This is a genomic window from Streptomyces sp. JLSY215, from assembly GCF_059682825.1.
On the sequence record NZ_CM185022.1, the window covers coordinates 8,858,404 to 8,872,810 of the forward strand.

Annotated in this window: 13 protein-coding genes and 1 pseudogene; 7 read left to right on the forward strand and 7 right to left on the reverse strand. The window is 66.7% G+C overall.

All coding sequences use genetic code 11. The features are described from left to right. Positions 1–18: 18 nt before the first annotated feature. From AC5677_RS39145 to AC5677_RS39160, 4 genes are all read left to right on the forward strand, one after another. Positions 19–378: a phage tail protein gene (locus AC5677_RS39145; protein WP_497192616.1), complete on the forward strand. Its 360-nt coding sequence runs from the start codon at positions 19–21 to the stop codon at positions 376–378. 433 nt (positions 379–811) lie between these two features. Beyond that, entirely contained in the window at positions 812–1,081 is a 270-nt protein-coding gene (locus tag AC5677_RS39150; protein ID WP_497192617.1) for a hypothetical protein, read from the forward strand. Between the two features lie 326 nt (positions 1,082–1,407). Further along, positions 1,408–1,698, forward strand: a complete 291-nt coding sequence (locus AC5677_RS39155; protein ID WP_497192618.1) for a hypothetical protein — start codon at positions 1,408–1,410, stop codon at positions 1,696–1,698. A 457-nt stretch (positions 1,699–2,155) separates the two neighbouring features. Then, positions 2,156–2,806, forward strand: a complete 651-nt coding sequence (locus AC5677_RS39160) for a hypothetical protein (RefSeq protein ID WP_497192619.1) — start codon at positions 2,156–2,158, stop codon at positions 2,804–2,806. A 3-nt stretch (positions 2,807–2,809) separates the two neighbouring features. Here AC5677_RS39160 and AC5677_RS39165 read toward each other — a convergent pair. Both AC5677_RS39165 and AC5677_RS39170 read right to left on the reverse strand, forming a co-directional pair. Next, positions 2,810–3,763, reverse strand: a pseudogene (locus tag AC5677_RS39165) (IS5 family transposase). 355 nt (positions 3,764–4,118) lie between these two features. Continuing rightward, a protein-coding gene (locus AC5677_RS39170) for an IS5 family transposase (protein WP_497196915.1) occupies positions 4,119–4,918 on the reverse strand; the annotation gives its coding sequence in 2 pieces (ribosomal slippage) (positions 4,119–4,580 and positions 4,583–4,918; 798 coding nt in all). Between the two features lie 455 nt (positions 4,919–5,373). Between AC5677_RS39170 and AC5677_RS39175 the strand changes: the two genes are divergently transcribed. Next, complete coding sequence (locus AC5677_RS39175) at positions 5,374–6,273, forward strand: bifunctional helix-turn-helix transcriptional regulator/GNAT family N-acetyltransferase (RefSeq protein ID WP_497192620.1); 900 nt, start codon at positions 5,374–5,376, stop codon at positions 6,271–6,273. Between the two features lie 24 nt (positions 6,274–6,297). Here AC5677_RS39175 and AC5677_RS39180 read toward each other — a convergent pair whose 3' ends face one another. The 5 genes from AC5677_RS39180 to AC5677_RS39200 all read right to left on the reverse strand — a co-directional run bounded on the left by AC5677_RS39180 (position 6,298) and on the right by AC5677_RS39200 (position 11,319). Then, positions 6,298–6,549 carry a hypothetical protein gene (locus AC5677_RS39180; RefSeq protein ID WP_497192621.1) on the reverse strand — a complete coding sequence of 84 codons (252 nt, stop codon included), beginning with the start codon at positions 6,547–6,549 and terminating at the stop codon, positions 6,298–6,300. A gap of 270 nt (positions 6,550–6,819) precedes the next feature. Beyond that, positions 6,820–7,668, reverse strand: a complete 849-nt coding sequence (gene aac(3) / locus AC5677_RS39185; RefSeq protein ID WP_497192622.1) for an aminoglycoside 3-N-acetyltransferase — start codon at positions 7,666–7,668, stop codon at positions 6,820–6,822. Positions 7,669–8,133: 465 nt separating this feature from the next. Continuing rightward, the gene (locus tag AC5677_RS39190; RefSeq protein ID WP_497196919.1) at positions 8,134–9,660 is read right to left on the reverse strand and encodes an NHL domain-containing protein; all 1,527 of its coding nucleotides are present in this window, start codon (positions 9,658–9,660) and stop codon (positions 8,134–8,136) included. 31 nt (positions 9,661–9,691) lie between these two features. Beyond that, positions 9,692–10,174: a hypothetical protein gene (locus tag AC5677_RS39195; RefSeq protein WP_497192623.1), complete on the reverse strand. Its 483-nt coding sequence runs from the start codon at positions 10,172–10,174 to the stop codon at positions 9,692–9,694. A gap of 44 nt (positions 10,175–10,218) precedes the next feature. Next, positions 10,219–11,319 carry a hypothetical protein gene (locus AC5677_RS39200; RefSeq protein ID WP_497192624.1) on the reverse strand — a complete coding sequence of 367 codons (1,101 nt, stop codon included), beginning with the start codon at positions 11,317–11,319 and terminating at the stop codon, positions 10,219–10,221. A 425-nt stretch (positions 11,320–11,744) separates the two neighbouring features. Between AC5677_RS39200 and AC5677_RS39205 the strand changes: the two genes are divergently transcribed. After that, a complete protein-coding gene (locus AC5677_RS39205; RefSeq protein WP_497192625.1) occupies positions 11,745–12,464 on the forward strand; it encodes a hypothetical protein in 720 nt (239 codons plus the stop codon). 67 nt (positions 12,465–12,531) lie between these two features. After that, on the forward strand, positions 12,532–14,376 hold the full coding sequence (locus tag AC5677_RS39210) for an FG-GAP-like repeat-containing protein (protein WP_497192626.1): 1,845 nt from the start codon (positions 12,532–12,534) through the stop codon (positions 14,374–14,376). The last annotated feature ends 31 nt before the right edge of the window (positions 14,377–14,407 follow it).

Sequence of the window (14,407 nt, forward strand, 5' to 3'; positions counted from 1 at the left end):
CACCACGGACGCCCGCCGATGGCGTGCGTGTGCCCCCACACCGAGCAGGACGTGATCGAGTACCGCGAGGGCAACCTGGACTTCTCGGTCATCAAGCTCCCGGGGCTGAAGAAGCTCGGTGACATCACGCTCAAGCGAGGCTTCTCCACCAACCGCGAGCTGTGGGACTGGCGCCGGGCCGTACTGGAGGGCACTGTGGTTCGCCGCACCGGCCACATCGTGCTCAACGACGAAGCGGGCAAGCCGGCGTTGCGGTGGAAGTTCACCAACGCCTGGCCCAAGCAGTACTCGGCACCGTCGCTCAGCGGCACCGCCACGGAGGTCGCCATCGAGGAGCTGGTACTGGTGGTCGAGAGCTTCGAGCTGGATCCTGTGTGACCACTGCGGCGCCGCCGACAGCGTCGCCCTCGAGTAACACCTCACGATGCCCATGAACCCGCGCTCGAGGCGGCCGTTGAAGGCCACCTCGCGCGCGGGTGCATTTCTGGGACCGTCCCGGCGGACTTGGAAGGCTGACCGCACAGGGGACGCGTCCCGGACATGTCCGCGACGCATCCGCCCAGCTCAGACGCGATACGGACTCGCGGCTGCTCGGAAAACTGGAGCTGGTGACCTGTGCGCGCGCCGCAGGCTTCCGCACCGAGTTAGAAGTTGCCGCACCCACCGGCGAGTGGCGGGCCGATGTGATGGTCTTCAGCACAGACGGCAACCGGAGGATGGCGCTGGAGGCGCAGCTGTCCCCATCACGGCGCAGGAGATCGCCGCGTGGACCGGCCTGTACGAGCGGGACGGGGTGCAAGTGTGCTGGTTCGTGCCGCACACCCCTCGCTCCAGTAGCCGGGTCATCGACGAGAACGGCTGGTACGAGTGGGCGGACGGCTGGACGAGGTCCTGGAACGACTCGTGGCTCATGTGGTGGACGACCCCCTGCTACGCGGCAGCGGACGCCGATCGCGCCCGGGAGGAGGCTGAAGCCGATGAGGGAAAGCAGCAGGTCAACACCCTGCGCGCCCGCGAAATGGACCTCGTCACCCATATCTTCGCCCACGACTTCTTGGGGACGTTCCGATCTGTCTCATGAAGTGTCGCTCGGGCTGATGAATGGAGTCCACAAGTCCTTCGGCCAGCTGCTATCTCTCGTCTCCCGCGTTGTCTCACAGGGAGATGGACATGCTGCTGTTCTCGGTGGACTCGAAGGTGGCCAGGCGCTACCTGGAGAGTCCGGTGTTGTCGGGTGCGGAGACCGCCTGGCAACCGCATCCCTGCCGCAAGCAGAGCTGGCTCTCCCTGGGGCCCACGCCAACTGGAGTTCAGCAGGTTGCTCCATCCGCTAGCTTGCCCGTGAGCCAGTGATGCGAGGTAGTCGCCTACAAGGGTGGTTGGCCGGGAAAGAGGGGGAGGGCACACGTGAGTGACGACACCCAGCGAAAGCCGGATGAGGCGATTGCGGGACTGATGCCAGTGGCGACCAGGCAGCCAAAGAAGCGGCGCGCCTACCTTGGCCCTTCTGCCCCAGCCTTCATCGACGTTGCGAACACCCATCAGGTATACGGCCGCATCCATTCAAACGCCGTGCTGGAGAACGCGATCGGGCTCATGCTCTGTTACGACGAGTTGTGGTCGACCACCGTGCCACGTGTCCAGCGGACATGCAGGAACTGGACTTCGTACGGTTCGTCTCCGATGACAAAGACATGATGAAGACTGCCCGCGAGGCGTACGAGCAGGGACAGGCTCTGCTGCGGAACCACCCCTTGCTGGGCGCCCTCCGAGATCGCCCGGGACCTCGCCCCCTGCCGCCGCCGGCTTGATCCGGCGAGGGTTTTGCGTGTGACGGCGGGGTCGCGCTGTGCGGTGTTTGACGGGCGTTGGGTGTGCGCCGGCTCGCCGCGTCCGACTCTGTGGGGACACTCGAACGCTTCCGTACCTGCGGCGGTGGAGCCGCCCCGCCGCAGCCGGGCGGGCCTGTCGACACCTGCGACACCGACGCCATGGCGGTGCTGCGGGAGAACTCGTGCCACCTGCACGAGCTGCCCCTCTCCTTGCTACCCGGCTAGGCACTGTCCTGGCGATCACGCAATCTGTCAGGCTCCTACACTGCTCGAGGGCGAACTGGGGAAGCGGAGAAGGCGAATCGAAAGGGCTGACAAGGGACGTGCGGCAGAACGAGCGGTTGGCGGTCCTGACGTTTGACCAGCAGCGTCAGGTCGCTGCAGTAGCCCTGTGGCCGTGGCGTGCGCCCTTGCTTGCGTTCGGACTGGACGAAGCGTGGGGTATCGACCCATCCATGCTGGAGTCGCTGTTTCGCCTGGTGGGAGAGGCTTCCAGTCCAGAGTCGGAACAGGCGTACCGGCAGGCCGTCGCCGAGCTGCGCACAGCCCAGCTGTTCGCGTCTGAAGTGGACCCGGACACGATTGAGCTCGTCCAGTTGGAGATCATCGACAGCCTGCTGACTTTCGGCGCGTTGCTCGACAGCCCCCGCGCAGTCGAGGTCGAGCGAGTAGTCGAAACCGCGTCCGGCCTGGCGAACTACCTCGACGGTCTCGTCGAGGGATCGTTCCGCTCCCACCCGTGGGAGCAATCCCACCGGCGCTACCTTGCTGACCTGGCGGGCCAGGTCAGCGGCCAGGGCTATCTCGCCGCCCGGAACTCCGTCATCGAGTCGGCCTGCCACGACGCCCTCCGGTCCCTCCCCGATGGACGACTCCTCGACTCCGCCATCAGGCGCGAGTTGCGCGTGCTGGGCGAGGACTTCGGCGAAGAGATCGTCACTATGCTGCGGTGGCTCCGTACAACCGGTTACTAGCGATCACGACCTGAGCCAGATGACGAGTGCGGCAGCTGTGACAGTGCCGAGGAAGACGTAACTGTGCTTGTCGCACCTGGTGGCCACTGCCCGCGACTGCTTGAGCTTGTTAATGGCGCGTTCCACCGTGTTGCGCTTCTTGTATCGCTCCAGGCCAAAGCCTGGCGGTCGGCCGCCACCGCTGCCGCGACGTGAGCGGGCGGCCTGGGAGTCCGACTTCTCCGGGATGGTGTGCGCGATGCCGCGCCTTCGCAGGTAGTCGCGGCAGGGACGGTTGCTGTACGCCTTGTCCGCAGCGACGCTGTCCGGCCTTTTGCGCGGACGTCCCGGTCCCAGCCAGGGCACCCGGATCTTCTCCAACACCGGGATGAACTGGGTGGTACCTGATTGCTGCCCGGCCGTGACTACCAATGACAACGGCCGACAGTGACCGTCCGCGCTCAGGTGGACCTTTGAGGTGAAGCCACCGCGGGAGCGGCCGAGTCCCTCACCTCTTGCACCACCCCCGCCAGCGGGCCCCGCCACGGACGCTCGCGCTGGTGTTCCGCACCCAATGCCCCCTTGGCGAGCCCGCGGGTGCGGGAGGGGGAGCTTGACGGGCACCGGCCACCGACTGATGGGCCCGGATCGCCGTCGAGTCCACCGACACCGGCCAGTCGATCTGGCCGGCTGCTTCGGCCGCCGCCTGCACCTGTTGGAGTCCCGCTCCCATGTGCCGTCCGCCGACCACAACCGGTGCCGCTCGTACACCGTCTTCCACGGTCCGAACCGCTCCGGCAGATCCCGCCACTGCACGCCGGTCCGCACCCGGTACAGAATCCCGTTGATCACCTGTCGGTGATCCCGCCACCGTCCGCACCTCCCGGTGCTGACCGGCAGCAATGGCCGCAACCGCTCCCACTGGCTGTCCGTCAGATCACCCGCCTCACGAGCGGGACAACGATCCGACAAAGTCATCAGTCACTTGATCGCCAGGACAGTGCCTAGCAGATCACTGTCATCCGGAGAGGGCCCGAGTCCCGGTCGCGGGATTCGGGCCATTTCTATCTCTTAGCTTGACTCTGAGTGCGTGATTCTGATCCGTGGTGCGTCGGGCGGTGTTGTTGCGGGTGTCCGCAGTTGCGTGCGGTGAGGCTGGAGGCGTGAGTATCAACAGCGAGAACCCGGCTTCGGCCGGGAACGTTTTCGCGTGGCTCCAGACGGCGTAGTGCTCCGTAACCCACACCAGGAATCGGGGGTTGCCGCGGTATGGATCACGCCGGAGAACGTCAGGCCCTCAGCCAGGCTGTCCTCGACGCCCTTAGAAGTCGTCTCAATTGGTGAGTCTGCGATAACAGATGAGGGTGCAGGCGATGCCAGCGAAGGCGAGGAAGTGCTCGGCTTTGCGTTCGTAGCGTCGGTGGAGGCGGCGGCAGCCGGCGAGCCAGGACATGGTGCGTTCGATGGTCCAGCGGTGTCGGCCCAGTCGCTGGGAGGTTTCAATGCCCTTGCGGGCGATGCGGTGGGTGATGCCACGCCCGCGTAACCATCGCCGCAGGTGGGAGTAGTCGTATCCCTTGTCGGCGTGGAGCTTTCCCGGTCGGCGTCGCCGTCGTCCGCGGCGGGAGCGGATTGGTGGTATGCCCTTGACCAGGGGAATCAAGGCTTGGCTGTCGTGGAGATTCGCCCCGGAGATTCCGACGGACAGGGGCAGACCTGTCCGCTCCGTGATCAAGTGAATCTTCGAGCCGTACTTGCCCCGGTCGACAGGATTCGGACCTGTCAGGTCCCCCTTTTCAGGGCCCGCATGTTCACCGAGTCGATCGCACAGCGGGACCAGTCCAACTCGCCACGCGCGCCGAGCTCGTCGAGGACCACACGGTGGAGCTTGGCCCACACCCTGGCCTTCGTCCACTCGGAGAACCGCCGGTGAGCTGTCGCCCCCGACGGTCCGAACGACGCCGACGGCAACTGCTGCCACGTGCAGCCTGACGTGGCCACGAACACGATCGCAGCCAACACCTCCCGGTCACCATGACGGCGCCGGCCACCACCCTGAGGCCGCGAGGGGACCTCAGGCACCACCCGCTGGAACAACTCCCACAACTCGTCCGGCACCAGCCGCTCAACGATCCCCACCACGACCGACACCCTACCGAGTCAGCCAAATGAGATGACGTCTTAATGAGGGCGAACTCGCGACCTGCTCGTTCAAGCCGCTGCCCAAGCCTTCAACCGCGGCGATGTAACCCTCACGCCTGCGGAAGCCGCCAAGGCGCTGGGGTGCGGCGAACGATTCCTTCTCGATGGGTGCAATAAGTACGGCTTCCCCTACATCGGGCTCGGGAAAGCGAAACGGTTCGGCCCTGAGGAACTGCGTCAGATCCAGAACAAGTGTCGGGTTCCGGCACAGCCATCTCGCCTCGCGAAGGCTCGGGCCGCTCGCCGGAAGAAGAGTGACTAGTGGCTCGGCTCACATCGTCGACTGGGCAATCGACATGCGGTCTGGCGTCCGCCGTCTCGGTCAACATCTCGGTCAAGGCTGAAGCCTCTGGCCTCGCGCATAATTCTCTGACTAAAGTCAGAGAATGGATCCGGTGCAGATCGATCAGGTGCGGCAGTTCAACCGCACCGTCACCGAACGTGTGGGTGTGCTCCACGACCACTACCTAGGCCGCGACCGGCCCATCGGTGAAGCCCGGCTGCTCTGGGAGATCGGTGAGGAGGGCCAGGACGTACGGCAACTGCGCGAGCGCCTCTCGCTCGACTCCGGGTACGTCAGCCGGCTGCTGCGCTCCCTGGAGGCCGACGGCCTGGTGACGGTGGAGCCGCAGCCCCGGGACAGACGGGTGCGCACCGTCCGGCTCACTGATGCGGGCCGCGCTGAGCGCGCGATGCTCGATGGCCGCAGCGAAGAGCTGGCCAGCTCTCTCCTTGAGCCGCTCAACACTGCCCAGCGCGCCCGGCTGACCGCCGCCATGGCCGAGGTCGACCGGTTGCTGACCGCTGCGACGGTCACGCTGGACACGGTTGACCCAGACCACCCCGACGCCCAGCACTGCCTGCGGTCCTACTTCGCCGAGGTGCAGCAACGCTTTGAGACCGGCTTCGATCCCGCGCGGAGCCTGCTGCCCGACGCAGGCGAACTCCGGCCACCGCGCGGCGTGTTCCTGGTTGCCCGGCTGCACGGCGAGCCCGTCGGCTGCGCCGGTCTGAAGCTGCCCCCAGGCGCCCCGGCCGAGATCAAACGCATGTGGGTCGCGCCCCGCACCCGGGGCCTCGGTCTCGGCCGCCGGTTCCTGACCGAGTTGGAGACTCGAGCCGCCCAGCAAGGCTGCGACGTACTCCGCCTGGACACCAACAAGGCGCTCACCGCGGCGATCGGTCTCTACCACTCCAGCGGCTTCCAGGAGGTCGCTGCCTTCAACGACGAGCCGTATGCCCACCACTGGTTCGAGAAGCGGATCACCGCACCACCGTTGGGATGAGGGCCCAGGTGGACTGGCGGCTTGTCAGGCGGCTCTGACCGGGTAATCGGTCCATGACCGGATCGGTGAGTCGGGCGCGAAATTCGTCTTTGGTTCCACGCGGGTGTTGCGCCAGCGGACGTAGGCGGCGATGGCGGCGTTCTGCTCGTTGTGGCTGCGGTGGTCGGTGCCGTTGAGGGCGAAGTAGCGCAGGGCTGTTTCTGACAGGTCATGCGAGGGCCACCCGGGCAGCGAGAACGGGGACCGCATTGCTCCGTTCGTGAACGCGATTGACACCCTCGCGGCTTCATGATCGGCAATGAGAATGGGGGCCACCCCTAGCGGGTGACTTCTGCCCGGGTCTGTGTCGGGTCATGAGTGTCTGTGATGGTGAAGCCACGGGTGGCGATAGCGTGTGTGTCACCGAGCCCCGCTGGCCCGCGTCCCTGACAGGCGCGGTCCAGAAGGGCCCGGCCCCCTTCGAGCGAGCTGACCGGCTCTGGTTGCCCTGGCTATCCCTCTTGATCACAGCGGGCCCGGAGACGTGCGGATACCTCTGCTGCGTCTCTACCTGTTCAGTTTGTGTTCGATCCAGGTAGTGGCGAAGTCGATGACTTCAGCGGCCTCGAACAGATGGCTTTCGGCAGCGCCAACCCTGCCATGCTGGCCGATTCCCGCGGCGAGCATGTCCCGGGCGATCGCTTCGAACGGCTCTTGCCCTTCGGGCACCACTGCCGAGTAGTCGAAGGCCCCGTCCTCCGAGTCGATGTCGTGGAAGCGGCGCCAGACCCGCTGACCTTGCACGAGGATGGGCTGTTCGTAGTCCACGAACCGCTTGCCGGGGGCCTTGGCGAGCGCCTCGGCGTGGTGCAGCAGCGTCAAGGTGTCCAAAGGAGCGCCGATCAGAAGGATCCGGCCGCTGCGGGCGACCAGCCGTGCGAGGGGGCTGTCCGGGCCATGGGGATCGTCCCAGGGGTGGTCGGCCATCAGCTCGGCTGCCGCCGCTCCCAAGGCCGCGAAACCGGCATCCGGATGACGGCTGCGAACGGCTCCGGGCCAGCGGCGCAGTGCTTCGGGGAGGCGGCCGTTGTTGTGGTCCGCCTCGCTGAGGTCGGGGTCGTAAGCAGGATGTTCCGCACGCAGGGCGGACTGCCAACCCTGTGGCCATGTGACGAAGTCATAGGGGGGCGCGTCATTCCAGCCGCAGGTCACCATGAGGGTTCCCTGCGTTCCGACCACGTCGCGGAGAGCGCCGATGAGGGTCTGCGGTCCGCCGGCCACATAGCCGATGGCGGACATGCGGGTGTGGAACATGACGATGTCGCCGTCTGCGAGGCCGAGCGCGGTCAGGTCACGGCTGATCCGGCTTCGGACTACGGGACCGCCGGAACGCTTGAGTAAGTCCATTTCGTCCATGATCGCGAACCTATCCCTGAGCCACGTATCCCGGGCAACTGAATTGATGCCTTTTGGCCAGCGGTTCTCGATGTCGTCAGGGGCGGGCGCGCAGAGCCAGATGGCGTATGGGTCACCGGGCGCTGTTGGTGCCGCGTTCGGCTTCGGTGGCCTGGAACCTGTAGGAATCGGTGCCGCTACCGCTTAACCAGATATCACCCTACGGAGTCACCGTACTTCGTTGCGCAAGATTCCGTGTGCAGAGTCCGGAACTCGACCGTGAGGGGCCGAAAGCGATCAACGGCGCCGGTCGAGGGTGCTGGATCGGGCTGGGGGGTGTTGTCCTCGGAGGTCAGAGCCAGCCAGCCTGATAGTCGGTCCTGCTCCTGATGGCTCGTGCTTCACCGTCCGCTCACGCATCGCTCACGCACAGCGGACGGCTGGCCAGATATGGACAGGGGCGATTTCGCCCCTGCCCCTCGTGGGTCACACGGGGAGCAGGTGCCACTGCCGTTCCCTTTGGTCGCCCTCCGCCCTGTGTTGCGTGATCGCCGTGCGGGCGTTGGTGTCCACTCGCAGGAGCAGGCCGCTGTTCCGGTTCGCGATCTCGTACACCGGCGGGGTGTCGGTCGCGGGGCTCACCGGGATCAGCCTCCACTGCTGGTGGTGGGCGTCGTCACCCTCGTAGGCGCGCTGCGCGACCACCGCCCCGGCCGTCTCGTGCGCTCCGAGGATCTCCAGGACCTTGCCGCTGTGCACGTTCTCGATCGTGTACAGATTCTCGCCGTCGTCCTGCCCTGCGACGACCAGTCGCCACCGCTGGTGGCCCCTGGGGGTGGCGAGAGCCTGGTGGATCTCGGCCCCGTCCTTGGTGGACTCACGCTGGACCGCCATCCGCAGCCTGCTGCGGACGTTGGCCCAGGAGACCACCGTGCCCGACTCGGGCACCCCGGCCCGCTTCGGCAACGCGACTTTACGGACCCGGTGGTTGGCGTGATCGGCGATGTAGAGGGTGTTGGCGCGGTCCACAGCGAGCCCGGTCGGCTTGTTCAGCTGGGCCGAAGCGGCTGGGCCGTCGTCACCGTCGAAGCCCCCGGTGCCGGTGCCTGCTACCGTGCTGATCTTCCCGTCGGCCGCGACCTTCCGGATCCGATGGTTGCTGAAATCGGCGATGTAGAGGGTGCCGATGCTGTCCACCGTCACCTCGAACGGGCCATCCAACTGGGCGGCGGTGGCAGGGCCGCCGTCACCGCTGAAGCCCGCGGTGCCGGTGCCGGCGACCGTGCTGATCTTCCCGTCGGCCGTGACCTTCCGGACCTGGTGACTTCCGGCATCGGCGATGTAGAGCTCGCCCGCGCGGCCCACCGCTACTCCACGCGGGTTGTTCAGCTGGGCCGAAACCGCTGGACCGCCGTCTCCGTCGGACCCCTTGGTCCCGGTCCCCGCGACCGCGCTGATCGTCCCGTCCGTCGTGATCTTCCGAACTCGGCGGTTGTTGTACTCGGAGACGTAGAGGGTGCCGGCGCTGTCCACCGCTACCCCGCGCGGGTCGTCCAACTGGGCGGCGGTGGCGGGGCCGCCGTCACCGCTGAAGCCCTTCGTGCCCGTGCCGGCGACCGTGCAGATCTTCCCGTCGGCCGCGATCTTCCGGACCCGGTGGTTGTCGGAATCGGCGATGTAGACGGCGCCTGCGCTGTCCACCGCCACTCCGCGCGGGAAGTTCAGTTGGGCCGAGACGGCGGGTCCGCAGTCACCGCTGAAGCCCTTGGTGCCCGTGCCGGCGACCGTGCAGATCTTCCCGTCAGTCGTGATCTTCCGGATCCGGTGGTTGTTGAACTCGGAGACGTAGAGGGCTCCGGTGGAGTCCACCACGACCCCGTACGGGTTTCGCAACTGGGCTGACACGGCAGGTCCGTTGTCCCCGGAGAACCCACCGACACCGGTCCCTGCGATTGTGCTGATCGGAGGGGCGCAGTCCTCGCCACCTGTGGTTGCCTCGTGGGCAGTGCTCATCGTCATCCCTTCACCGTTCACTGACCGCCGGCTACGAGCGGTTGTCGTTGGAGGCGGACGGGTCCTCGGCGGTCGGCTTGGGCACCTCGGGTGCCTTGGCGAAGTCGCTCTTCTTCGGTTTGTTCTGCAGGTCCTCGTCCTTCTGAAGGCCGCTGTGCTCGGTCACGGTCGTACTCGACTCCTGCATGCCGGCGGACGCAGCCTTGGACACGGAGCCGGGGTTCTGGGCGTACTGGGCCTGCGCACTGGCAGATGCCTGGGTGGTCTGGATGAAGGAGCCGAGGAAGCCCAGGATGGCCCGTGCTTCGGGCGACTGCTCCTGCACGATCTTCGCGCGGGAGTTGGCCCCGTGGATCGCGCTGTTGAACAGGCTCGTGCTCTTGTCGTCGTAGGTGTCGTCGTCGGAGTCCTCGAAGTCGACGTCCGCGCCCGGTTGCGGCTTGGCCCCGTCGGTGGTTACTGAGAAAAGCCCTGCGCCCTTGCTCGCGAAGCCGAAGATGTTGTCGAACACCATGGTCGTCACCCCTGGTTGTCGTCGTGCCGGCGTCGTCCGCCCGGTCAAGGCTGCTTGTGGAGCTCTCGTTCGCTGCCGGTCAGGCTCTCGCCGTCGAACATCGTGTGGTGGACCTCCAGGGCGGAGACGACTTCGGCCAGCCCCTTCATGCGGAAGCCGTTGCCGCCGGCCAGATCGATGTCACCGAGGTCGCGGGCGACCACGTGGTCGAGGCCGGGGTAGTTCCGGCTCTGCGGGGGAGACAGGACCGCCACCGGCACGGCGTACTGCACCGCGAGCAACCCGGAGAAGGTCACCGGGATCTCGTAGGAGTACTGCTTGCGGGTACGCCGCTGCGTGACGATGGTCGTCACCCGGGAGCCCGGCGGGACCTTGCCGGAGATCTGCGATTTCGAGGCCCAGCTGGTGGTCAGGGAGCCTCCGACGGAGGCCACGATGCCCAGCGCCAGCTGCGCGTTGAGCGATGCGTTGCCGGTGGCGCTGCCCGTGGTCGTGAACCCCACCGAGTTCGTCATCGAGTTCGACGCGGAGTTCGTCGAGGCATTCCTCGTGGACGTCTCGGTGGCATGGGATTTGTCGACGCCGACGCTGTCCTTGCTGTTCTTGTTGGTCACGGTGTCCGTGTTCCGGTTCGCCGCCTCGTTCTGGCACTGCGTCTGAAGCTGCGACTGGAGATCCAGCCGGAGCTGGTTCTGCAGCTGCAGCTGGAGGGACGCACCGACGCTGCCACCAAAGGTGAGCTTGGCATCCCCCTGGAGTGACCAGGTGGCCCCGTTCGACACGGTGAAATCGACCGAGTCGGTGAAGGTCATCTCGGATGTCTGGCTGCGGTTGACGTAGGCGCGCGAGGAGAACGTGTCGGGCGGGGGCTGGCTGATGTCGCCCCGCTCCTCGATCAGCGGTTCCCCGAGGTTCATGTAGGCGAGCCAGCCCAGATTGAAGGCGGACCCGGGGAAGGTACCGAAGCTCGACTTGTTCAGGGAGAACCCGACGGGCTTGTGCCGCACGCCGTAATCGTCGACGTAGACCAGGTTGGGGTGGTCCAGGATGGACTGCCAGGTCCGGTCGATATTGAGTTCCCGAAGATTCTTCTTTGTCAGTGGCTGGCGCTTGGCCCGTTCCAGGTTGTACGCGTTGGAAGGCATTCCCCGTCCTCGACTGATCTGGTCGAACTGCGCTCGGTGAACGATAAAGCGGTAACAGGAATCTGTGCATGTCCCGACAATCGAAATTTCCACGGGCTTCGTCACTCAAACGGTGACTTCGCGCATTCACCCAATCGGGTGGTCGGAGTCCGGTGACGGTTCTCAACTCGCAGGAGCTGACGCTAGGTTGAAGCGCTGCCAATCGCCGATCAATGACTTTCCGGCAGTCCTGCCTGCGAGCGCTGTGACCTCGATCGTTGACGTGGTGCGTTGACGTGGGTGAGGGGATTCGATTCGGCCATCCAATCGCTTTCGGACTCGACTTAATCGAGGGCGATCGAGCCTGCAGTAATTCCGGGCGATAAAGCACTGAACTGAGCACCGACGCATTGTTCTCCACGTTCAGAACAGGTGAGGTTTCCGCGATGTACACCCAAGAGCGCACGGCAATGTCAAATTTGGTGGTCGGTGGCCCGGTGGCGGTGAACAGCTACGACAACGCAATCGTGGCGGCGCTGCTCGAAAACCGGCCGGTCATGCTCGTCCACGCCTTCAACGGCGGCTACCTGCGGCCCGCCGACCTGAAGGAGGAGAGCCACGACAAGGGGGTCCAACTGGCCACCGCGCTGGACCCGGACACCAAGGAAGCACAGGGCCACCTCTGGTACATCACCCCCGCCGGCTTCTTCGGCCAGCGACCGCTGTACTTCATCGAGAGCGCCTCGGGCCAGGTGTCGCCCGAACCCGCCGGTGCGGGTGATGCCGACGCCGGCCGCGGCGACGACGGCGCGCCCAAGCCGCAGCGCAGGCGCATCACCGTCCACCAGGAGGCCCCCAAGAGCACGGCCGACACCGTCCAGGTGGGCCTGCCCGACAAGGTCGGCGACAAGTGGCGCGGGAAGAACGGCGCGCCCGAGGACACCCAGCTCTGGGTCGTCACGGTGACGCCGTGGGGCGGGATCACGTTCGTGCCGATCACCCACCCCGACGCCATCCTCGGGTTCAAGGACCACGCGGTGACGGCCGAGAGCGAGGTGCGTCTCACCTACAACTGGGGCGGGGACTTCACCGGGACGGTCATCAACACGTTCTACCCGCGGCTGCCCAGCGAGTGGAACGTCCCTTACCACCACGTCTTCACGTGATCCGCGGCCACCGTCGCGCCGAACCCGTCCCGAGCCAACGCCCGCACCGCCTGGAAGAGGCAGCACGATGCCCGTGCCCATCGAAGAACTGAAGCTGGAGATCGTCAACGCCGCCACGGGGAAGACCCTCGGTGCCGAGGCCGAGCCGAGCGAGGACGGGGTGCTCGTCGTCCGCGACTTCCCCGAAGGCGGCCCGAGCCCGGAGCAGTGGCAGCTCGCCCCCGTGCAGGCCGCGGAAGGCGAGGAAGCAGAGGAAAATCAGGCATATGTGATCCGCAACGCGGTCAGCGGCCAGGTGCTCGACGACCCCGCCGCCGCGGACCGCGCCGTCCGCCAGGGAAACGCTGCCGACGGCAATCAGAGCCAGCACTGGTATGTCGTCCCCGCCGAGGGCGAAGCGGGCCTCTACTTCATCGAGGGCGTGGCCGATGGCGCCGTGCTCGACCTCGACGAGCCTGGCGCGGACGACACCCGGGTCGTCCTGCGCGAGCACGACGACAGCGCGGAGAGCCAGCGGTGGCGGTTGGTGCCGGCCGAGCCCGAGCGCACCAGCGACCCCGTGCTGCGCTGGGCACGACTGGACCACTGGAACAGCCGCCGGTCCTGGCGGCTGGCCCCCTCGACCGCACTGCGGCCGGCACCCGATGCGACGCCTTCCTTCAGCAACATGCTGTTGGTCCTGGAGCAGTTCGGGAGCAACGAGGACGCCGGGGAGTGGAAGAGCGAAGGGGCCACCCGCTCTGCCGGCGGGCAACCGGGCTGGTGGGCCGGGGCCGGTGCGCGGTTCCTTGCCGACACCACGGGAGCGGGGCGGTCGGACATCGTAGGGCTCAAGCCCGAGGAGGGGGCCGTGACGTCGTCCAGCGGAGGCGACGGCACGTTCGACGACGAAGAGCGCGTCCTGCACCCACCCGTACCCTCCGCGGGCCTCGAGGACCTGTGGACTTTCGCGGACACGACGGGCGATGGCAAGCCTGATGTCGTCGTGCTCGCCGCCGACGGTGTCCGGGTGTCCCCTCAGGACGAGGACGGGACGTTCGCGCCCGCGGGCGAGCCGGTCCTCAAGGCATTCGGACACGGCGAGCAGGCCGGCGGTTGGCTTGCCGACAAGCATCCCCGCTTCCTCGCCGACACCACCGGTGACGGCAGGCTCGACATCGTCGGCTGCCACGACGACGGCGTCTGGGTGTCACTCCAGGACGAGGAAGGAACGTTCGCACCGCTCGCCGACGAGCCGGTTCTCCGGTCGTTCGGCCACGATGAGAAGGCTGGCGGTTGGCTTGCCGACAAGCATCCCCGCTTCCTCGCTGACACCACCGGTGACGGCAGGCTCGACATCGTCGGCTGCCACGACGACGGCGTCTGGGTCTCGCTCCAGGACGAGGAAGGAGAGTTCGCCGACCCCCTGTACGTCCTCGACGACTTCGGGGTCGACCAGGGGTGGAGCTCGGTCGAGGAGTATCCCCGGTTCCTGCTCAGGACCACCGATGGCGGAACACCGGACATCGTTGGGTTCGGCCCGCTGGGCGTCGTCGTCTCACGCGGGCGCGGTGACGGCACGTTCGAGCGCGCAAAACTCGTCCTGAACGACTTCGGGGACGCGCAGGGGTGGACGAGCGGGAAGCACCTCCGATTCCTTGCCGACGCCACCGGCGACGGCAAGCCGGACATCGTCGGCTTCGGCAACGAGGGGGTCTGGGTGTCACACAGCCGTGGCGACGGCCAGTTCGAGCAGGCCCAGTTGGTGTGCCGCGGGTTCGGGTACAACGAGGACGCCGGCGCCTGGCGGGTCGACCGCCACCCCCGCTTCCTCGCCGACATCACCGGCGACGGGCGCGTCGACATCGTCGGCTTCGGCGGCCCTGGGGTGTACGTGGCCCGAAACCTCTACCGCCGCTTCAGGACCCGATAACCCTCGGAGGGCCTCCACAGCCGCAACACGA